The sequence below is a fragment of the Chitinivorax sp. PXF-14 genome, assembly GCF_040812015.1.
In the GTDB taxonomy this organism is placed as follows: domain Bacteria; phylum Pseudomonadota; class Gammaproteobacteria; order Burkholderiales; family SCOH01; genus JBFNXJ01.
Genome location: NZ_JBFNXJ010000002.1, coordinates 55,447 through 74,572, shown reverse-complemented (window position 1 = coordinate 74,572; position 19,126 = coordinate 55,447). Strand labels below are relative to the sequence as shown.

The 19,126-nt window shown below is 62.5% G+C and carries 19 protein-coding genes and 1 tRNA gene; 11 read left to right on the top strand and 9 right to left on the bottom strand.

Annotated elements, in window-relative coordinates:
- Positions 1-9: 9 nt before the first annotated feature.
- Positions 10-753, bottom strand: coding sequence for a metallophosphoesterase (locus tag ABWL39_RS03085; protein ID WP_367787058.1), 744 nt, complete (start codon positions 751-753; stop codon positions 10-12).
- 117 nt (positions 754-870) lie between these two features.
- Here ABWL39_RS03085 and ABWL39_RS03080 point away from each other — a divergent pair, with 117 nt between their 5' ends.
- Positions 871-2,112 carry a lipase family alpha/beta hydrolase gene (locus tag ABWL39_RS03080; protein WP_367787056.1) on the top strand — a complete coding sequence of 414 codons (1,242 nt, stop codon included), beginning with the start codon at positions 871-873 and terminating at the stop codon, positions 2,110-2,112.
- Positions 2,113-2,129: 17 nt separating this feature from the next.
- Here the strand turns inward: ABWL39_RS03080 and ABWL39_RS03075 are convergent, their stop codons facing one another.
- The gene (locus ABWL39_RS03075) at positions 2,130-2,966 is read right to left on the bottom strand and encodes a flagellin (RefSeq protein WP_367787054.1); all 837 of its coding nucleotides are present in this window, start codon (positions 2,964-2,966) and stop codon (positions 2,130-2,132) included.
- A gap of 393 nt (positions 2,967-3,359) precedes the next feature.
- Here ABWL39_RS03075 and ABWL39_RS03070 point away from each other — a divergent pair, with 393 nt between their 5' ends.
- The 5 genes from ABWL39_RS03070 to ABWL39_RS03050 all read left to right on the top strand — a co-directional run bounded on the left by ABWL39_RS03070 (position 3,360) and on the right by ABWL39_RS03050 (position 7,808).
- Complete coding sequence (locus ABWL39_RS03070; protein ID WP_367787052.1) at positions 3,360-5,276, top strand: hypothetical protein; 1,917 nt, start codon at positions 3,360-3,362, stop codon at positions 5,274-5,276.
- Positions 5,273-5,932, top strand: a complete 660-nt coding sequence (locus tag ABWL39_RS03065; protein ID WP_367787050.1) for an OmpA family protein — start codon at positions 5,273-5,275, stop codon at positions 5,930-5,932. The genes ABWL39_RS03070 and ABWL39_RS03065 overlap by 4 nt, the downstream gene beginning before the upstream one ends.
- A gap of 38 nt (positions 5,933-5,970) precedes the next feature.
- Positions 5,971-6,336, top strand: a complete 366-nt coding sequence (locus tag ABWL39_RS03060; protein WP_367787048.1) for a hypothetical protein — start codon at positions 5,971-5,973, stop codon at positions 6,334-6,336.
- A gap of 52 nt (positions 6,337-6,388) precedes the next feature.
- On the top strand, positions 6,389-7,147 hold the full coding sequence (locus ABWL39_RS03055) for a lysostaphin resistance A-like protein (RefSeq protein WP_367787046.1): 759 nt from the start codon (positions 6,389-6,391) through the stop codon (positions 7,145-7,147).
- Positions 7,148-7,250: 103 nt separating this feature from the next.
- A complete protein-coding gene (locus ABWL39_RS03050) occupies positions 7,251-7,808 on the top strand; it encodes a DUF1569 domain-containing protein (RefSeq protein WP_367787044.1) in 558 nt (185 codons plus the stop codon).
- A gap of 28 nt (positions 7,809-7,836) precedes the next feature.
- Here ABWL39_RS03050 and ABWL39_RS03045 read toward each other — a convergent pair whose 3' ends face one another.
- Positions 7,837-8,409 carry a DUF1003 domain-containing protein gene (locus ABWL39_RS03045; RefSeq protein ID WP_367787043.1) on the bottom strand — a complete coding sequence of 191 codons (573 nt, stop codon included), beginning with the start codon at positions 8,407-8,409 and terminating at the stop codon, positions 7,837-7,839.
- Between the two features lie 165 nt (positions 8,410-8,574).
- On the opposite strand from ABWL39_RS03045, the gene ABWL39_RS03040 reads away from it, so the two are divergent.
- Positions 8,575-8,658 (top strand) — tRNA-Leu (locus ABWL39_RS03040).
- A gap of 151 nt (positions 8,659-8,809) precedes the next feature.
- Entirely contained in the window at positions 8,810-9,838 is a 1,029-nt protein-coding gene (locus tag ABWL39_RS03035; protein WP_367787041.1) for a nucleoid-associated protein, read from the top strand.
- Between the two features lie 120 nt (positions 9,839-9,958).
- Here the strand turns inward: ABWL39_RS03035 and ABWL39_RS03030 are convergent, their stop codons facing one another.
- The 3 genes from ABWL39_RS03030 to ABWL39_RS03020 all read right to left on the bottom strand — a co-directional run bounded on the left by ABWL39_RS03030 (position 9,959) and on the right by ABWL39_RS03020 (position 13,052).
- A complete protein-coding gene (locus ABWL39_RS03030) occupies positions 9,959-11,152 on the bottom strand; it encodes an aromatic amino acid transaminase (RefSeq protein ID WP_367787040.1) in 1,194 nt (397 codons plus the stop codon).
- A gap of 165 nt (positions 11,153-11,317) precedes the next feature.
- Positions 11,318-12,088 carry a class II glutamine amidotransferase gene (locus ABWL39_RS03025; RefSeq protein WP_367787038.1) on the bottom strand — a complete coding sequence of 257 codons (771 nt, stop codon included), beginning with the start codon at positions 12,086-12,088 and terminating at the stop codon, positions 11,318-11,320.
- A gap of 199 nt (positions 12,089-12,287) precedes the next feature.
- Positions 12,288-13,052, bottom strand: a complete 765-nt coding sequence (locus ABWL39_RS03020) for an alpha/beta hydrolase (protein WP_367787036.1) — start codon at positions 13,050-13,052, stop codon at positions 12,288-12,290.
- Between the two features lie 449 nt (positions 13,053-13,501).
- Here ABWL39_RS03020 and ABWL39_RS03015 point away from each other — a divergent pair, with 449 nt between their 5' ends.
- Both ABWL39_RS03015 and ABWL39_RS03010 read left to right on the top strand, forming a co-directional pair.
- Positions 13,502-14,254: a hypothetical protein gene (locus ABWL39_RS03015; RefSeq protein WP_367787034.1), complete on the top strand. Its 753-nt coding sequence runs from the start codon at positions 13,502-13,504 to the stop codon at positions 14,252-14,254.
- Between the two features lie 225 nt (positions 14,255-14,479).
- A complete protein-coding gene (locus ABWL39_RS03010; RefSeq protein WP_367787033.1) occupies positions 14,480-15,895 on the top strand; it encodes a PLP-dependent aminotransferase family protein in 1,416 nt (471 codons plus the stop codon).
- Here ABWL39_RS03010 and ABWL39_RS03005 read toward each other — a convergent pair.
- The 3 genes from ABWL39_RS03005 to asd form a co-directional block, all read right to left on the bottom strand.
- Positions 15,887-16,195, bottom strand: a complete 309-nt coding sequence (locus ABWL39_RS03005; RefSeq protein WP_367787031.1) for a hypothetical protein — start codon at positions 16,193-16,195, stop codon at positions 15,887-15,889. The genes ABWL39_RS03010 and ABWL39_RS03005 overlap by 9 nt on opposite strands.
- A gap of 2 nt (positions 16,196-16,197) precedes the next feature.
- The gene (locus ABWL39_RS03000) at positions 16,198-16,875 is read right to left on the bottom strand and encodes a cytochrome c oxidase subunit 3 family protein (RefSeq protein WP_367787029.1); all 678 of its coding nucleotides are present in this window, start codon (positions 16,873-16,875) and stop codon (positions 16,198-16,200) included.
- Positions 16,876-17,217: 342 nt separating this feature from the next.
- Positions 17,218-18,060, bottom strand: a complete 843-nt coding sequence (gene asd / locus ABWL39_RS02995) for an archaetidylserine decarboxylase (protein WP_367787027.1) — start codon at positions 18,058-18,060, stop codon at positions 17,218-17,220.
- 266 nt (positions 18,061-18,326) lie between these two features.
- Here asd and ABWL39_RS02990 point away from each other — a divergent pair, with 266 nt between their 5' ends.
- Complete coding sequence (locus ABWL39_RS02990; protein WP_367787025.1) at positions 18,327-19,121, top strand: thymidylate synthase; 795 nt, start codon at positions 18,327-18,329, stop codon at positions 19,119-19,121.
- Positions 19,122-19,126 lie beyond the last annotated feature (5 nt).

The following is a 19,126-nucleotide window of genomic DNA, read 5'->3' as shown; positions in this document are numbered from 1 at the left end:
ACTCCCTTCTCAGGTGCCGCTGGCGAGCCGATCGGCAAGCCGCGCGGGCAGGCCGGCCTGGCGTATCTTGCGGGCAGCGCTGTCGTGATCGTAGGGTACGCGCAGGAAGGTGATTTCAGATTGCGCCAGGTCAAACTCCGCGTAGCAGGCCGCCGGGTTGCCGTCGCGTGGCTGGCCAACCGAGCCCACCACCGCCAGCCAGCGCCGCATGCGGCTCAGGGGGATGGCAACACCGGCCGTCGGCGTATGGCTGCTGGCGCGCTGCGAGCCCGCCAGGTGATACAGCGCCTGCGGGTGCATGTGCCCGCACAGCGTGTAGCGCAGCGGGGTCGCCTGCAGGCTGTGTGCGGCCTCCTTGTCGCCGTGTATATAGCCCCAGTCGCCGGGCGCCCAGGCGTTGGCGTGGACAAACAGGCAGTCGTCGTGTTCGAGCCTGAGTGGCAGGCCAGACAGAAAACGGCGCTGCACCTCGCTCAGCTGCCCGCTCGTCCACTGCGCGGCGCGATTGGCATCGGCCGCCATGGTGAGGCTGCCGGCCTGTACTGCAGCAAGGTCGTGATTGCCCTGCACGACCCAGGCCCCCTTGTTCGCATGGTCCATCACCTGATCCACCACCCAGCCGGGATCGGCGCCGTAGCCGACTAGGTCGCCCAGAAAGGCGAGCCGGTCATAGCCACGTTGGGCCGCGTGGGCAAGGCAGGCGGCCAATGCCTCGCGATTGGCGTGCAGGTCACTGAACAGGGCGATTCTCATAGGCGTGACGAGGTGATCCGTTTTTCCCAGTGTAACCGGTTTTGCCGTGCCCGCCGTGCGGCGGCCCGACGTCGGACACGCTCGGCGAGCTTGTGAACATTTGTTAACTCGAGTAGCGTGCTAGCCATCGAATGTGCCTTGTCGAAGGAGCTGGCGATGTCGGGCAAGAGTAATCATGTGCAGGATCTGCGGGGGCTGAGCCGCCTGACGACCGATGCGGTGACGCAGATCACCCATCTGGTGGAGGCGGTGCATCTCGACGTCGTCGAGCGCACGGGCAGCTGGAGCGGCGGCTTGCATCGTCCCGTCGCTGCGGCGACTCGGGGCGTCTACCGCGCGGTGCGGGGCATTACCCAACTGGCGGGGATGGGCGTCGGCGCGTTGATTGGCGGGCTGCAGCCCTTGCTGGGCGAGCGCAGTGGCTGGCCGGGACGGGAGCCCATGGTGGCCGCGCTCAACGGCGTGCTCGGCGACTATCTGGTGGCATCGGCCAACCCGCTGGCTATCCCCATGCAACTGCGTGTTCACGGCAAGGCGCTGAGGCTCGAACGCGAGGCGCTGGCCCATGCCTTCCCGCACGCCGGGCGGCGGGTGATGGTGATGGTGCACGGGCTGTGCATGAGCGACCTCAGTTGGCACCGCCGTAGGCATGACCATGGCGCCGCGCTGGCGCGGGCCCTGGGGTGCAATGTCGTCTACCTGCGCTACAACAGTGGCCTGCATGTATCGACCAATGGGCGAGAATTTGCCGGCATTCTGGAGCAACTGGTGCAGGCATGGCCCGTGCCGATCGAGCAACTCGACATCATCGGTTACAGCATGGGGGGCCTGCTTGCACGCAGCGCCCACCACTATGCCCTGGAGGCCGCGCACAGCTGGCCCGCAAGGCTCGCCAGGCTGGCCTTTGTCGGCACACCGCACCATGGCGCGCCGCTCGAGCGACGTGGCAACTGGCTCAACACGGTACTTGGCATCAGCCCCTATACGGCGCGCTTTACCCGCATCGGCAACGTACGCAGCGCCGGCATTACGGATCTGCGCCATGGCAACCTGCTGGATGAAGACTGGCAGACCCACGGCCGCTTTCACCATCACGACAACCGGCAGCTCGTGCCGCTGCCGCCACATACCCAGTGCTTCGCCATCGCGGGCACGCTTGGTCTGCACGACGACGAACTCAAGGGGCGCCTGCTGGGTGATGGCCTGGTGCCGACCATGAGCGCGCTCGGACAGCACAGCGATGCCGCACGCGTCTTGCCGATACCGTCAGAGCGGCAGTGGATAGCCTATGGCGCCAATCACCTGGATTTGCTGAATCGGAAGGATGTCTACGAGCAGTTGCTGAACTGGCTCGGCTGAGCCGCGCCCGACATGGGCTAGCGGCCGAGCAGCGACAGTACCGTCTGCGGCTGCGCATTGGCCTGCGCTTGCACGGCCAGCGCAGCCTGGGCGCGGATGTTCGCGCTCGCCAGGTTGCTCGACTCAGCTGCGTAATCGGTGTCGTTGATGCGGCTCTGGGCGGCGGACAGGTTCACCGACGTGGTCTGCAGATTGGATATGGCTTCGGAAAACTGACTGCTGGCCGCGCCGAAGTTTGCCCGCGTGCTGGAGAGCGTGCCGATGTCGGCATCCAGATTGTCGATGCTCTGCGTCGCCGAGGCCGCCGAACTGAGATCCACGCCACCGGCCAGTGAAAACAGGCCGCCATTGCCCGGCGTGGTGGAAAGATTGCCCGTCGTGACGCCGATCTGGTTGCCGGCATTGGGGCCGGACTGGAAGTTGAGCGTGGCGCCACCCTGCAGCAACGACACACCGTTGAAGCTCGATTGCTGCACGATATCCGCGTTGGACTGCGTCAGCTGGTTTGCTTCCGCCTGCAGTGCTTCACGGTCGCTGCCGGACAGGGTGCCGTTGCCGGCTACCACGGCAAGTTCGCGCAGGCGGTCGGTGTTCGATTGCAGCTGGGACAGGTTACCGTCGGCGACTTCGGTCAGCGATACGCCGTCGTTGAGGTTGGACGCGGCCTGGTTGCTGCCGGCGATCTGCGCCGCGAAGATCTGCACGATAGCCGAGCCGGCCGGGTCGGTCGCGGCCGAATTGATGCGCTTGCCGGACGACAACGCCTCGAGCGACTTGTGCTGTGCCGACTGCGCCGCCCCCAACTGGTTTTGCGCGTTGAGCGAACCGAGGTTGGTATTGATTGATTGCAGCATGGGCCGGTCTCCTGCGGTATCCGCGATGAAAATCCACGCGGAGAGGTTTCGCCTGGTGTGGCGCCACCGTGATCGAATTCAGTGTTTCACTTTATTCTCAACGGCTTGCCTTCACAAGCGGCGCGCGATGAACGGTTGATTCCTCGTGCCGTGCTGATTCGGCCATGCCAAGGTAGACGCCGGCCGGCCCGTGCGCTAGACTCAGCCCGGTGCCTCATGCCATTTTCATGAGGCCGCGCCAGGCTTGGCTTACAGCCAGGTTTTGGCACTCGCTGCATTCTCATAACGACATTTCTCCACCAGCAAGATTCAGCCGGGCTCGGCATCGAGCCTCGCGTCAGGGCCAGGCCCTCGCGCACCGGCATCGTCATTTCTATCGCTGGAGCAAATGTTATGTCCCCACCCCCCGTTGAATGGTTTCATCCGCTGTTCGTGCTGCTCAGGCAGGTGTTCGGCGACACCGACATCTGCGTGGGTGCCACGCTGGTGTTGCTGCTGGTTTGCCTGTTCACGCAGTGGGTTGCCTGGGATCGCTATCGCCACGCCTACCTAGGCGCCAAGGCATCGGGCGATTACCCGCGTTTTCTCGCCCATCCCGAGCCGCAGAGCGGCTTTCGCTTTGCCGCGCCGCTCTTGACGGCGATGGGGGTGCTCGGCACCTTCGGCGGCATCACCGCCGGCCTGGCCCATTTCGGCAATACCGACAGCTCGCAGGAGATCATCGCCTCGGCGCGCACGCTGGTCGAGGGCATGAAGACGGCGTTCTACACCTCGCTCGTGGGCCTGTCGTCGGCCGCGCTGTTCAACCTGTTCCAGTCCGCGCTGACGATACAGGTGCGCAAGTGGCGCCGTCTGGCCACCGAGGGCTGGCAGCGCCAGGCTGCCGATGAGTCGCGCCGTGCACATGAAGCCTCGCTGCTGCCGATGAAGCGCACGGCAGACGAAGTCTCCACACTCAACGCCCATCTGGTGACGGCGCTCAAGCTGCAGGAGTCGCTGCAGCGCGCTGTGTTCGATATGCAGAAGCTGCTCAAGCCCGCCGTCGACACCATGGGCGAGGCGCTCGACGTGCTGCGCCCGCTGCCGGCGGCAGTCGAGGATCTGCGCGTGATCCACGGCCAGTCGATGACCCTGCTCACGGCCGCGGCGACCGATCTGAAAACCTTCTCGGAGAACATCCGCGAGCCGTTCAACACCTTCAGCCGCACCGTCGATGATTTCGATGGCAAGGTGAACGCCGCGCTGCAGCAGTTCGCGCAGGAATTCAACAAGGCGCTGTCGATGCGCCAGGCCGAGGAAAAGGCGTTGATGGAGACCTACCGCGAGACCTTCGTCGAGCTGCAGAACAGTGCCGCGAGCGTGATGGACAACGCGCGGCGCAAGCTCAGCGCGACACTGGCCGGGCTCGACCTGCATCTCGATGCGGTGCGCCAGGCGGCCGAAACCGATCTCGAACGCATCCGCCGCATGTTCGACAGTACGCTGGAGCAACAGCAGAGCCGCTTCAGCGAGCTACTGCAGACGCGCCAGCAGCAGGAGGCCGCGCTGTACCAGGACTACCGCCAGAGCTTCGAGCAGATCCACTCGCGCGCCGTCGGCTCGCTCGACGCGGCCAGGGGAGGGCTCGACGATACGCTGGGCGGTCTCGGCAGCCAGCTCGTGGGCCTGCGCCAGACGGCGGCCGACGAGATGCTGCGGCTGCGCGACGATTTCCGCGACGGCTTGCAGGGATTCTTTGCCCAGCAACAGCCCTTGCTCGAACAAAGCCTCGGGCATCAGCGCGAAGGCTTGCTCGACGCGGTGTCGGCGTTCCGCCTCGCCTTCGACACCGAGGCCGGGCGCCGTGCCGCCATGCATGCCGAGTGGGAGGCGAGCTTCGGCAAGCTGGTCGAGGCGACTGGCGCGGTCGGCCAGCTCGCTGCCCAGCTCGATCTGCAGGAAGCCCAGGCGTTGCTCACCCAGCTGTCGCGCCGCGACACCACGCTGGCCGAGCAGGCGGCAAAAGAGGCGCAGGGCTTGCGCGAGGCGCGCGCCGCGCTGCAGGCCGTCTCGGCGCAGTTGGAGGACATCAGCCATCACCTGCCGAGTGCTGCCGAGCATTATTTCAGTGCCGCCAGCCGGGGCACCGAGGGTTTCTTCAAGCAGCTCGACGGCGCGGCCGAGCGTATTGTGACGCGCATCGACAGCGTGGTGCGCGAGCTGGTGACGGCCACGCAGGCCGTGCAATCGCTGAGCGAGAGCAGCCAGGCCATGGCTGCCACGCAGCAGCGCCGGCTGCTCGCCAAACTCGCTGAAGGAGCCGACTCGTGATCCACTGGACCGCTACGCTGCCGCATGCCGAGCCCGAGGATGATTACTCGATCCTGTCGCTGCGCGAGTTCCTGTCGGCCATCCTGCTGACCTTTGCGCTGCTCTACGTGGTGGCGATGCTCGAAATCGTCAGCCTGAAGGAGCGCAGCCAAGTCACCCGTACGGCCATCCTGAGCACGCTGCAGGGCGAGCTGCGCCGTGCCGGCGTCGATGTCGGTGTGACCGCGCAGGGCGAGATGGTGCTGCCCGACCGCGTGTTCTTCGATCACGGCCGCCACGAGCTCAAGCCCGAGGGGGCCGCGCGGCTGCAGCAGATCATGCCGATCTTCACCGAGGTGATCTTCGCCAAGCCTGAATTCGCGCATGAGGTGCAGCGCGTGGTGGTGGAGGGGCACACGAGCCAGTCCGGCGACTACGACACCAATATGAGCCTGAGCCTGCAGCGGGCCGGCAGCGTGCTGCTGTACATCGCCGGTATGAATGCGCTGCCGCACCGCGAGGCGCTGCTCGCACGGCTGACCGGCGCTGGCCGCGGCAAGAGCGATGCGCGCGCCGGCGCGGAGGATGAGGCCGACCGCAATGTGCTGATCCGGCTGCAGTTCCAGTCTGACGATGAACTGCTGCAACGCCTGGTCGGGCAATTTGGCGGCGGCTGAGCCGGCAGGTCAGCGCAGGAGGGCGCACGGTGATAGCCATGCTTCGGCTGTTGGGCTATCGCGGGCGGGAGAGACGATGGTGCTACCTGATCTGGTATCTGGCGATGGCCGTTTTCAACTTCGATGGCTCGCTGCGCATCTGGCTCATTTCGCTAGGCAGTGGCACCGTCATCGGTGCCGGCTTGGTGCTGTGCGTGGTCGTGTCAGGCCGGCCCGTGCAATTCAAGCGCTGGCAGCGTGCGTGGCTTTACCTGGTATCGTTTGGCGTATCGAGCTATTCGGCCGTGCTGAAGGAGCGCGGCCTCCAGCCCATCTTCTCGCCGCGCAGGCTGGAAGACCTGCTTGCCGTGCTGTGCCGCCCTTGCCTTGTTCGCGTTTACCCGCAAACAGTTGTTCACCGCTAGAATGCCGGCTACCGAGCCACCCAACTGAACCGCGCCTCTGGCCGAACCCAACGTGAACCCGCCGACCATCACCGCCACCGCCTGCCGGACGCCACTTGCCGCGGGCCTGCGTAGCTGGCTCGCCAGCACACCGGGGGCCTTGCTGGTCACACTTGCGATCAGCACGGTATGTGCGCTCGAATCGACGGTTGCGCCATGGGCGCCGTATTTCGTCGTCTATGGCGCGCTGGCCCTGCTCATTCCGAATCTCGTCGGGATAGCGCCGATCCGGCCGACGCGCCTGCATGGCCGGCCGTTGTGGCGAATCACGACCATCGTGGCCGTGCTGGCGATCGCGGTCGATTCCGGCGTGTTCACCCTAGGCTACGATCTGCTGCTGCAGCGGATGGGGCTTGGGGGGCAGGCGTTCTATTCGATATCCGGCGCGACCGCGCGCCTGGTCGAGATGGTCGCGTATCGTACTGGCCTGTCGCCGCTCGCGGCCCAGGGCATCTTTGGCGTGTTCGTACTGCTGTGGGCGCCAATCGGCGAGGAACTGTTCTACCGCGGCTATCTGTACGGGGTGCTGAAGTCGCGCATGCCGGGCGTGGCAGCGTTCGTGATTGCCGCCGTCTGTTTCAGCGCGCGCCACGTGCTGCATTTCCTCTACCTGTGGCCGACCGTCTCGATTGCCGGCCTCGCATGGGCGCTTGGCATGCTGTGTTTCGCCGGCTTGATGACCTGGCTTTATGAACGTACCGGCGGCCTCGGGCCGTCGATGGCCGTGCACTTCATGGTGAACGTGGCTGGCCTGCTCGTCGCGCCGGTTTGAGCGTGCGCCGGCGGTGACGGACTATAGTTAGGAGGGACCGCCCAGGCTGTCCCGTCTTAAGAGGCCCGCCCAGGATGCCCGCCACGAACACGAGAACCCCGCCATGTCCCATCCACCCGCATCCCACCAGCGCGCCCGGCGCCGCCTGCTGAAGGCTGGCCTTGCCATGGCGGCTTCCGGCTCGGCCTTGGCGGCCTGGGGCGCCGAGCAGCCCGAGTGGCGTACGCTCGGGCAGATACTGCCCTTGCTCGACCAGTTCGATCATCAGGCTGGTTTCGGCGTGCGCGAAGGCTGGCCGCTGCCCAAGGTGCTGGTGCATTGTGCGCAGAGCATCGACTATTCGCTCGATGGTTATCCCGAGGCCCGCTCAAGGCTGTTTCAGGCGACGGCGGGGTCGGCGGCATTTGCCGTATTCCGCCTGCGCGGAAAGATGAGCCACCCGCTGGACGAACCAATACCGGGCGCGCCAGCCATCGACGACGCGACGTCGTTGCCCGAGGCAACAGCCCGCCTGCGCCGGGCCATTGCCCGCTTTCAGTCGCACCAGGGGCCGCTGGCGCCGCACTTTGCCTACGGCGCGCTGGAACATGCCGATTTCGAGCTGGCCCACGTCATGCACATCGCCAACCATCTGAGCCTGCTCGTGTCACCCGCGGCTTGAGCCGGCGCAAGCTGCAGGCAATTGGCGGCTATTCGGCCGGCTTGTCGATGGTGTCGGCTTCGCCTGCGGCAGCGTCGGCCGGCTTGTACTGGCGTTTGATGTGGTCGAGGTCCGACAGCATCTGCCAGGTCAGGTGGTCGATGCGGGTGTGCAGCTCGACGATGGCCGCTTCAGATTTCAGGTTGACCTCGAAGTCCCGGATCATCGTCATGCGGTCGCGCGCCGCCTGGCGGTTCTGCGACATCATGATGATCGGTGCCTGGATCGCGGCCAGCATCGACAGCACCAGGTTCAGGAACACATAGGGGTAGGGGTCGAAGGCGCGCTCGCTCAATATCTCGGTATTGAGGATCGCCCAGCCGATCAGAAAGGCACCGAACAGGCTGATGAAGGTCCACGAGCCACCGAACTCGGCGACGCGGTCGGCCATTCTTTCCCCGAGGGTGACGCCTTCTTCCGGAATCGCGCCCTCGGCACGTGTCTGCTGCAGCCGTTTGGAAATGCGCATCAGCGCGATGCGTTCGCGTTCGCCCAGGCCCCCGATGCCGGTGTGCAGCAGATGTTCTGCCAGATAGCGGATGTGCTTGTTGTCTGTTTTCATGGCATGACCCCGATTTTACGTTGGGGCGCCAAGCCGCCCCCTGGCCGTATTAACGGATGGTCGGCCATTTCGATGACAATATGGGCGCGTTGCGACATTTTTTGCGCGCCAGGCAATGTTTTCTGTACACAAAAGCAAAAGCTGTTGTAGAATTCGGCCCTCTTCGCGGATGTGGCGGAATTGGTAGACGCGCTATCTTGAGGGGGTAGTGTCCTTGACGTGTGGGTTCGAGTCCCACCATCCGCACCAATTACCCCGCTCTGCATGCCTTGCAGAGCGATACAAAAAAGCCCGACAGACTGGATCTGCGGGCTTTTTTGTTGCCCGCGTGCAAAGCGCCCGCTGGGCATTTCACGCTATTCTCTCGCTTAGCCTTCACCTTTCGCCAGGAGCCACTTCCATGACGGTCGATGTCAGCACAGCCCGGGTTCGCCAGGCCATTGTTCACCAGGTCGGCAATCGCGGCCGCGACGAAGGCTGCCGCTTGTCGAGCGAGCTGGCCGATGCCGACGAGGCGGTGTGCCAGTTGCTGGTCAGCCATTACCTCGCCAGCGCGGTCAAGTCGGCCGGCGACGGCTACGAGTTCTTTCACGAATCCGATCTGCAGCTGAACGAGATCTACCACTACAGCCGCGAGCTGTTCGATGGCGCGGCCGGTCTGCAGGCTGTGTCGGAGAAGATCGCGCGCCACCTCTACGCGCAGTCGGTGCATCCCAATATCGGTGCTGGTGACCTGCTGCTGGTGTTGTTCCATGACATCAAGGTCGACGGCGAGACTACGCAGGCGCTCGGCATCTTCAAATCCGAGGTGCATGAGGCCTATCTCTCGGTCGAAGAGGCGCAGGGCCGCTACCGGCTACGCGGCAGCACCGGCATCAGCCTGGGTCAGATCCAGAAGGGCGCGGTGGTCATCGCGCGCGACCACACGGTGTATGCCGTCGATCGCCTGAGCAGCAAGACCAAGTACTGGCTCGAGGCCTTCCTGCAGGTGCGCAAGAAGGTGACCGAGAAGGCCGCGCTGCAGTCGTTGACCAAGCTGGTGAAGAAGGTGACGAGCGAGATCGAGGAGCCCGATCGCGCCATCGAATTCAGCAATGCTCTGGTGACGCAGCTCGAATCGGATGCACCGTTCTCGATCGACGACATCAAGCAGCTGTCGTCCGATTATGTGCCGCTCGATGCGCTCGAAGCGGCCCTGGCCGAGACGCATGCCGTCGAATACTTCAGCCAGCCAGAGGCCTTCGAGCCGCCGCCGGCGAAGAAGCTCAGCAGCGCGGTGCAGAAGGGCAGCCGCAAGATCAAGGTGATGGCTGGGGTCGAGCTGGTGTTTGACAACAACTTCAAGGTGTCGTCGATCGACAAGGATGAGGACACCGACGACGACAGCGTCATCGTCACGCTGCGCATCGGCCGCGGCCGCGAGGACTGAGCCAATCTGGCGTCTTGGTGCGGCGCGCTGGTGGAGCTTGTGTGCGACAAGCATGAAAAAAGCGGCGAGTGATCGCCGCTTTTTCGTACCGACGCCGCTATCGACGTCACGCCGCGTGGCTTAGGCCATTACGGCGGCCATCGCATTGGCGACGTAGTCGACGTTGCCGTTGTTGAGCCCGGCCACGCACATGCGGCCCGAGCGCACCAGGTAGACGGCGAACTCCTCGCGCAGGCGGTCGACCTGCTGCGGGTTGAGCCCGGTGTAGCTGAACATGCCGCGCTGGGTGAGGAAGTAGCTGAAATCGCGCCCTGGCATCTTGGCCGACAGCACCTCGTGCAGCTTCTTGCGCATGGCCTTGATGCGCTCGCGCATCTCGGCGACTTCGCTTTCCCATTCGCTGCGCAGTTCCGGCGTCTGCATCACGGCCGCGGTGATCTGGCCGCCGTGGGTCGGTGGGCTCGAGTAGTTGCGGCGCACGGTGAACTTGAGCTGGCCGAGCACGCGGCTAGCTTCTTCCGCATCCTGGCAGACGACCGACAGGCCGCCGCAGCGCTCGCCATAGTAGGAGAGATTCTTCGAAAACGAGTTACTGACGAAGAAGCTGACGCCCGCATCGGTCATCGCGCGGATCGCGAAGGCATCTTCCTCCAGGCCATCACCGAAGCCCTGGTAGGCGATGTCCATGAACGGGATCAGCTTGCCGGCCTTGACCACGGGGACGATCTGCTCCCACTGCGCGCGCGTCAGGTCGACGCCGGTGGGATTGTGGCAGCACGGGTGCAGCAGCACGATGCTGTGCTCGGGCAGCGACTTGAGCGTGGCCAGCATCTCGTCGAAGCGCACGCCGCCGGTCTTGGCGTCGTAGTAGGGGTAGTCGTGCACCTTGAAGCCGGCGCCCTCGAACATCGAGCGATGGTTGTCCCAGGTCGGATCGCTGACCCAGACTTCGCTGTTCGGGTAGTAGCGCTTGAGGAAGTCGCCACCGATCTTGAGCGCGCCGGAGCCGCCGATGGTCTGGATGCTGGCGATGCGATTGGCCTTCACCGCCTCGTGCTCGGCGCCGAATACCAGTTGCTGCACCGCCTCGCGGTAGTTGGCAGCGCCTTCCATCGGCTGGTAGGGGCGTGCCGCGGCGTTCTGCGCACGTGCCGTTTCGGCTTTCCTGACCGACGGCAGCAAGGGAATGCGGCCCTGCTCATCGTAATACAGGCCGATGCCGAGGTTGACCTTGGTGGTGCGCGGGTCCTTGTTGAAGGTTTCGACGAGGGTGAGGATCGGGTCGCCTGCGTAGGCGTCAACATGCTGGAACATAGCTCGATGTGCAGGGTGGGTGGGTAGAAGCGTGAAATTCTAGCCCATGCCGAGGCAGGAAATACACATACAGTTTGGTGTCGGGCCCCGGCCCGTGTCGTCACAGCGCTGCGCCTGCCCGGCGGGCTGCCCGTGGCCATTGCCGCCGTGCCGGGGCAGGGGCGGTCAGGCTACCGGCTCGGGATAGCCATCGCGGAAGCAGATTAGCTCGCCGGGCGCCATCTTGTGCCAGCATTCGTTGTCGGTCAGCGGCTGGGTGGCGATCACCGCGACGCGGTCGTTGGGGGTGGTGACCTCGCTGAAATCGACCGTGACGTCGTCGTCGACCAGGTGCGCCTGGGCAAACGGGGCGTGGCGCACGATGTAGTGCAGATGGGTGGCGCAGTGTGCGAACAGCCAGTCGCCGTTGGACAGCATGAAGTTGAAGGTGCCGAGTGCGGCGAGCTCGGTAGCGATCTCGCGCAGGGCCTGGCACAGCTGGGCGTGTTCGGGCAGTGCGGAGAAGCGCTTGCGCAGCCGCTCGAGAATCAAGCAGAAGGCACGCTCGCTATCGGTGCTGCCAACCGGCTGGTAATAGTCGCCGAAGTCGTTGGGCAAGCCTTCGAGGTTGCCGTTGTGGGCAAAAATCCAGTATTGCCCCCACAGCTCGCGCAGGAAGGGGTGGGTATTGGCCAGGTTCACCGCGCCCTGCGTGGCTTTGCGGATATGTGCGATGACGTTGGTGGACTTGATCGGGTAGCGCTGCACCAGCTCGGCGATCGGCGATTCGGCCGAGGGCAGGTAGTCGCGGAAGATGCGGCAGCCATGCCCCTCGAAGAAGGCGATACCCCAGCCGTCACCGTGATGGTCGGTGTGCCCGCCACGCCGCGAGAATCCGGTGAATGAAAAGCAGATGTCGGTCGGGACATTGCAATTCATGCCTAATAATTGACACAATTTACCTGCTCCTTGGTAGCCGATGGCATGAAGTGCATGCCAACCATTGCGTACTCCTACGTTCGATTTTCTACGCCGCAACAGCTCCTGGGGGATTCCCTTTGGCGGCAGCTTGAAGCCTCTATCGGTATGTTATCGAAAATGATCTCGTTCTTGATCAAACTCATCCGTGATGAGGGGGAATTTGAAACCGGGTGTTTCAGCTTGTTGGGCTGTTAATCCAGCGCCCTATGGTATCGACGGCTTCTTTTTCCATACCGATAAACCCGTGCCAATGCAGTGCCGCACACGGATCACCCGTTGGGTTGTCACCCTCGCTAACCATGATTTCCTTTTTGATAGGAGCATTCTTGAGGCCACGCAGGATGTTGGGAACTTCCTGCGGTTGGCAAAGGGGGCAGGCGTCTTTTGTATGATGAAGCACCAGGACTGGCACCCTGATGTCAGCCAATTCCTGTTTGGGTATGGCGCCGGGCTTCTTGTTGTTGACGACACTGGAGGTCAGCACCAAACCCGCAATTTCGTTCTGCACATGGATGGCGGTAGCCGTTGCAGAAATAGTGCCTCGGCTGGTACCGACGACCCATACTGGCAAATCAGCTTTAGTCTTGATAAAGGCTAGCACCTTCTGTACATCGGCCATGTGTGCATCGCTAGTCCGGTCTACGTACTCCAGCTCAGCGGAATCATTGGGGCGGCCGAAAATGGCGACATTGAAGCCATTAGCCAGAAAATATGGGTTGGAGCGAACTAAAAAATTATTGCCGGTCGCCTTCCCATCTTCCACTTTGCCAAAACCACCGCCTCCACCTGGAAAAAGCAAAACAGTGGCTTTTGCATTGGGTATCGATTCCCAAAACAGCGTGGTGGATACACCGTCGCGCGTCGGCACCCTGATCAGTTCCCCTGCGGAGGCTAAACATGAGGCTGCGAGTAGAAAAATAGCCAGTAGTTTCTTCAGCATATTGGATAATCGTATTTATACAGAAAATGGCTGGGCGAGGCTTCTGTCAATATTATGGAATGGCACGACTGGCTTCAGTCACTAATCATGCCAGATGCCATTATGTAATTCGTGTTGCTTATTACCTGGTAATTGACACACTTTACATGCTAATTACTGGCCGACAGCAGGGAGTACATGCCTGCCATTGCCTTTTCTTACGTTCTTTTTCAACGCCGCAATGATTGAGGAATGATCCCCTTCGGTGGCAGCTTGATGCCTCTGGCCGATATACTACCGAAAATGGTCTCGTTTTTGACCAGACGCATCCGTGATGAAGGGCGACTGAGCATGCTCAAACCCTATGCGGGCAAATCGATTGCAGTCAGCGTGCGCTTAGCTTGCTGTCACGGTGGCGATGGCCTGTGTTCGATTACGCTTTCACTCAGATAATGGCTGGGAGTAGCAGAATGAAATGTATCGTGGCTGCCATGCTGATGGCTATGGCAACAGGGCAGATATTGGCTGCGGATGAGGATCAGCCGGCAACGCCTGTCCCCGCGCACCTTAAACTGGCTCGCGAGTTGCTCGCCACCGTCAAGCCCGAGAACAACAAATACGTAATTCGTGGGCCGGAAGGGGTACGCTGGAAGGGTGACCTGTTTACCAGTGAAAACTCGGTCAACACGATGTGTACTGGTTTTGTCAGCGCGGTGCTCGAAAAGGCCAACAACCCGACGGTCAAGGAAATCGAGTCCAAAACCCAGTGGAAAAAACACCTACGCTTGGATAGCTATTGGGAAGCACTGCAGAAGGGCTACGGTCTCCAGAAAATACAGACCATCGAGGCGGCCAAACCCGGGGACTTATTCATGTTCTGGTGCAATGGTGGTTGCCGCACACGTGAGGGATATGAGGCACTTGGGCACATCACCATCGTTGATGCGCCTCCCACGCGTAAAGAACCCACTCCGCCGCTGATCGACAACACCATTCAATGGCTTGTGACGGTCATTGACTCGGCGGATGGCCCGCATGGGCGAGAAGATACGCGCTGGAGGCCAAAGGGCGAGCCGATTGCGACCGGGGTTGGCCGTGGCACGTATCGCATCTACACCGATATGGCGGGGATTCCTGTGGGGTATACCAATGGTCCGAATGATCCCAAATTCCATGACGGCAAAGACCGGCCAATCAATATTGGCCGTCCCTTGCCATACTGATGTGGCATTCATCGGGTTTTCGTAGGTTTTCGATTCCTTGGCGAATCCAGCAGGACTTGCTGCGTGACCGGATCGATCGCCTCTCTGCTTCGATCGGGAAACGACGAATGTCTTGGCAGATGCAGAAAGTGTGATTCAGCAGGCCGTGCCTACGGCGTGCCTGGCTCGATTCGGCCCTTGATGTTGCTTAACGCGCGGCGCGGCAGTGCCTGATAACATCGCGCCATGAGTCGCTACCAAGAGCTCGCAGAGCAGACAGAAAACCTCATCCTCAACGGCGTGCTTCGTCCGGGGGAGCGACTGCCTTCTGTCCGGCATGCCTGCCGTATCCACGATGTCAGCCCCGTCACGGTGACGCAAGCCTACTACCTGCTGGAGAGCCGCGGGCTGATCGAAGCGCGCCCCAAATCGGGCTATTTCGTCCGCGCCCGTTTGGGCCGGGGCCTGCCCGAGCCCGAGATGACGCACCCTGTCGGTGGCTCCACGCAACTCCAGGTCAGCGACTTCATCTTCCAGATACTGGAGAGTGCCCGCGACCCCGCAGTCGTGCCGCTCGGCTCCAGCTTCCCCAGCCCCTATCGCTATCCGCTCGACAAGCTTGGGCGCTTTCTCGCCAGCGCGGCCCGCAAGTTCGACCCGCAGGCAACGTTGACCGACCTGCCGCCTGGAAACGAGGAGCTGCGCCGGCAACTGGCCTTGCGCTACCTGGCGCAGGGGGCAACGGTGTCGCCGCAGGAGATCATCATTACCTCCGGGGCGATGGAGGGGCTGAATCTATGCCTTCAAGCCGTCACCCAGCCCGGCGATCTGATAGCCATCGAATCGCCGACCTTCTATGCCGGATTGCAGGCCAGCGAACGCCTGGGCCTCAAGGTCATCGAAATTCCTTCGCATCCCCGTGACGGGGTCAACCTGGCTGCCCTGGCGGATGCCCTCAGGCATCACCCCATCAAGGCATGCCTATTCATGCTCAACTTTGCGAACCCGACAGGCAGCCGCGTGCCGGATGAAAGCAAGAAGGCGCTGCTGGCGTTGCTGAGGCAACACGACGTGCCGCTCATCGAGGACGATGTGTACGCCGAGCTCTATTTCGGGCCGCACGCGCCGCTATGCAGCAAGGCCGAAGATAGCACCGGCCTGGTGATGCACGTTTCGTCGTTCTCGAAATGCCTGGCTCCCGGCTATCGCATCGGGTGGGTGGCAGCTGGCCGCTACGCGCGCCAGATCCAGCGCCAGAAGCTCTCCTTGAGCCTGGCCACGACCATCCCGGTGCAGATCGCCGTTGCCGATTACCTCAAGCAGGGGGGATTCGATAATCATCTGCGGCATCTACGGCAAACGCTGGCCATGCAGGAGGTAGTGCTGGCGCAGGCCGTCGAGCGCCATTTCCCGGCTGGAACCAAGCTGGCACGTCCCAAGGGGGGCTATTTCCTCTGGCTGGAGCTGGCCGCCAGGGTCGATACCCTGTTGTTGCATCAACAGGCTTTGACGCACGGCATCAGCATTGCACCTGGCCCCATTTTCTCGGCCAAACGGGAGTTCAGCCACTACCTGCGCCTCAATTTCGGACATCCGGGCTCGGAACGCCTGATGTCGGCAATGGCGACGCTGGGAGCGCTGATCGCCCAGCAGCTATCGTGATGCCCAATGCGCCAGTTGCGTACCGAAATAAGCTGTCATGGCCAGCGCCAGCGGCGTCACCGAGACAAATACATACACCACGCGACGAATGAAGGGGTGGGTGACTTCAACCTCGATGAAGCGCCGGGCAACCAGCATGCCCTTGACCCAGATAATGGCGGCAACCAGTAGCTGCAGCCACGGCGTGCCATGAAACCATTGGCCGAGGTACAGGCTGGTGATGGTCAGGACGAGCAGCCCCAGCCAGGCGTAGGTGAGTGGTGCCAGACTGGTCGACAGCGTTTTCTCGGTAGTATTCATGGTTACACCAGTACGTAGAAGAACGAGAAGAGAACCAGCCAGATGATGTCCGTGGCGTGCCAGTAGCTCGCCAACGCTTCCAGGCCGCCGTGATCATCGGCTGAATAGCCGCCAGCCAGGTGCCGGGCCAATACCCACAGTATGCCGAGGATGCCCCAGGTGGCATGAACCAGATGGCTCAGGGTCAGGTAGTAGTAGACGGTGAAGAATATGCCCGCATCGCCAGTAACGCCATGCGCCATGTTCCACTGGAACTCGAGATATTTGGTGAGTGGATAGCCAAGCGCCATCACCAAGCCTGCAAGCAGCCAGCCAATCGAGGCCCGGCGCTTGCCTGCACGCATCGTTGCAACCGAGCAGGCTATGAAAAAGCTGCTGGTCACCATCAGTGCGGTAATAACCGTCCCCGACAGCCGGGACAGTTTCTCGCCCCCTTGCTCAAATGCCTGTGGGAAATGGGCCCGGGCAACGAAATACACGGTGAAGAGAACCAGAAACTCGACAAATTCGCAGGTAATGCCGACCCAGATGCCGTTGTTGCCAGGCACCCGTCGATTGTTCTGCACATGCTCCAGCGGCTCTTGCGGCTGCAGCGGCTCGAGGCCTGAAATTGCCAACGTGGTCATAGGGATACCTGCATTTCTTTCGACACCACCATTTTGGCTGAATGCGGCGACCATCACAGATACAGCTGGTGCGATTTCCGATCTGAACAGTTTGCCAACCTGCGCGTCGACGTCAACTTATTCCTCGATCGGGAGTGGGCTGAAGTGGCGTCGAGCCAGCTCGGGAGGCGGATTGATGCAGCCCGCCAGCGAAGGGTGGGCCTTTGCAAAATGGCCATTCAAGCGCGGATGAGGGTGGCCGCACGGATGGTGCCTGATGGACTTCCTGCCGACACGGCAGAATGGGTTTGAGGGGCTGGCTTCAATCACCAGCCCCCCAAATACCATCACGAAATCATGCTATTGCAGAATGACTTGCACATCGACCGGGCCATCGCAGATGGATGACGGCAGGACTTACTTCACACCCATTTTCTCGCCGAGGCGCACCGGGCGGGCGGCTTCCCACTCCTTGTTGAAGCGCAGCTTGCCCTTGGGGAATAGCAGCACGACCGTCGAGCCAAGCAGGAAGCGGCCCATCTCTTCGCCTTGCTTCAGCACGATCTGCTGCTCGTCGTAGCGCCATTCGCGCACCTTTGCGCTGCGCGGCGGGTTGACCACGCCGTGCCAGACCGTGGCCATGCTGCCGACGATGGTGGCGCCGACCAGCGTCAGCACGAATGGCCCATGTTCGGATTCGAACACGCACACCACGCGCTCGTTGCGGGCAAACAGGCCCGGCACGCCACGCGCGGTCGTCGGGTTGACCGAGAACAACGCGCCCGGCACATAGATCATGCGTACCAGGCGGCCGTCGCAAGGCATGTGGATGCGGTGGTAGTCCCGCGGGCTCAGGTAGATCGTGGCAAAGCTGCCATCCTCGAATTGCCTGGCGAGTGCTGCGTCGCCGCCGACCAGCGCCGTGGTCGAGTACTGGTGGCCCTTGGCCTGGAAAATCTGGTCGCGCTCGATTGCGCCAAACTGGCTGATCGCGCCATCCACCGGGCAGATGAAGTCAGCCCGGGCCAGCGGGCGGACACCGGGCTTGAGCGGGCGGGTGAAGAATTCGTTGAATGTCGAGTAGCTGCGGATGTCGGGATTGGCCGCCTCGGCCATGTTGACGTTGTAGCGGGCGACGAAGCGCTCGATGATGCCGGTGGTCAGTGCGCCGGCGCGTGCACTGGCGAGCTTGCCGGCGAGCGAGGTGAGGGCTTGCTTGGGAAGGAGATACTGCGGCAGCACCGCGAGACGGTCAGACAAAATGCATACTCGAAAAAAAGCCAATCGCGGATTATAACGTCGCACCGCCACAAGGCCTACCGCTGTTTGGGCCCAGGTCGCGGGGCTTGTATATCGGGGTTTGTCCCAGTACGGTGGCCATCGCCCGGCAATCGTTGCCCGTGGCGCCAGACGCGGCATGGCAGGGAACTCGTGCAGCCGTTGCCGGTCTTGTCCAGAGCCGATATCGGCGGCGCGGGGCGGATGCCTTGGTGGTAAAATGCGCCGATCTGCATGAAGGATTTGCAATGCAACAATACCTGGACCTGATGCGCCACGTGCTCGAGCACGGCGTGAAGAAGACCGACCGCACCGGCACTGGCACCGTGTCTGTGTTTGGCCACCAGATGCGCTTCGACCTGTCGCAGGGGTTCCCGCTGGTCACCACCAAGAAGGCGCACCTGAAGTCGATCATCCACGAATTGCTGTGGTTCCTGTCCGGCGACACCAACATCCAGTACCTGAAGGACAACGGCGTCACCATCTGGGATGAATGGGCCGATGCCGAGGGCAATCTCGGGCCGGTGTATGGCTACCAGTGGCGCAACTGGCCTGCGCCGGACGGCCGCCATATCGACCAGATCCGCCAGGTGATCGAACAGATCAAGCGCACGCCCGATTCGCGCCGCCTGATCGTGTCGGCCTGGAACGTGGCCGACATCGACACGATGAAGCTGCCACCCTGCCACGCCTTCTTCCAGTTCTACGTGGCCGACGGCAAGCTCTCGTGCCAGCTCTATCAGCGCAGCGCCGACATCTTCCTCGGCGTGCCGTTCAATATCGCGAGCTACGCGCTGCTGACCATGATGGTGGCGCAGGTGTGCGGCCTGAAGCCGGGCGACTTCGTGCATACGCTGGGCGATGCCCATATCTACCTGAACCACCTCGAGCAGACCGAGCTGCAGCTGTCGCGCGAGCCGCGCGCCTTGCCGACGATGTGGATCAACCCCGAGGTGAACGACATCTTCACCTTCAGTTATGACGACTTCCGTCTCGACCATTACGACCCGCACCCCGCCATCAAGGCGCCGGTCGCGGTGTGAGGCAG

Coding starts and splice junctions, on each gene's coding strand:
- ABWL39_RS03085 (WP_367787058.1), bottom strand. CDS start 753: ATGAGAATCGCCCTGTTCAGTGACCTGCACGCCAATCGCGAGGCATTG.
- ABWL39_RS03075 (WP_367787054.1), bottom strand. CDS start 2,966: ATGCTGCAATCAATCAATACCAACCTCGGTTCGCTCAACGCGCAAAAC.
- ABWL39_RS03070 (WP_367787052.1), top strand. CDS start 3,360: ATGTCCCCACCCCCCGTTGAATGGTTTCATCCGCTGTTCGTGCTGCTC.
- ABWL39_RS03060 (WP_367787048.1), top strand. CDS start 5,971: ATGCTTCGGCTGTTGGGCTATCGCGGGCGGGAGAGACGATGGTGCTAC.
- ABWL39_RS03050 (WP_367787044.1), top strand. CDS start 7,251: ATGTCCCATCCACCCGCATCCCACCAGCGCGCCCGGCGCCGCCTGCTG.
- ABWL39_RS03045 (WP_367787043.1), bottom strand. CDS start 8,409: ATGAAAACAGACAACAAGCACATCCGCTATCTGGCAGAACATCTGCTG.
- ABWL39_RS03035 (WP_367787041.1), top strand. CDS start 8,810: ATGACGGTCGATGTCAGCACAGCCCGGGTTCGCCAGGCCATTGTTCAC.
- ABWL39_RS03030 (WP_367787040.1), bottom strand. CDS start 11,152: ATGTTCCAGCATGTTGACGCCTACGCAGGCGACCCGATCCTCACCCTC.
- ABWL39_RS03020 (WP_367787036.1), bottom strand. CDS start 13,052: ATGCTGAAGAAACTACTGGCTATTTTTCTACTCGCAGCCTCATGTTTA.
- ABWL39_RS03015 (WP_367787034.1), top strand. CDS start 13,502: ATGAAATGTATCGTGGCTGCCATGCTGATGGCTATGGCAACAGGGCAG.
- ABWL39_RS03010 (WP_367787033.1), top strand. CDS start 14,480: ATGAGTCGCTACCAAGAGCTCGCAGAGCAGACAGAAAACCTCATCCTC.
- ABWL39_RS03005 (WP_367787031.1), bottom strand. CDS start 16,195: ATGAATACTACCGAGAAAACGCTGTCGACCAGTCTGGCACCACTCACC.
- ABWL39_RS03000 (WP_367787029.1), bottom strand. CDS start 16,875: ATGGTCGCCGCATTCAGCCAAAATGGTGGTGTCGAAAGAAATGCAGGT.
- ABWL39_RS02990 (WP_367787025.1), top strand. CDS start 18,327: ATGCAACAATACCTGGACCTGATGCGCCACGTGCTCGAGCACGGCGTG.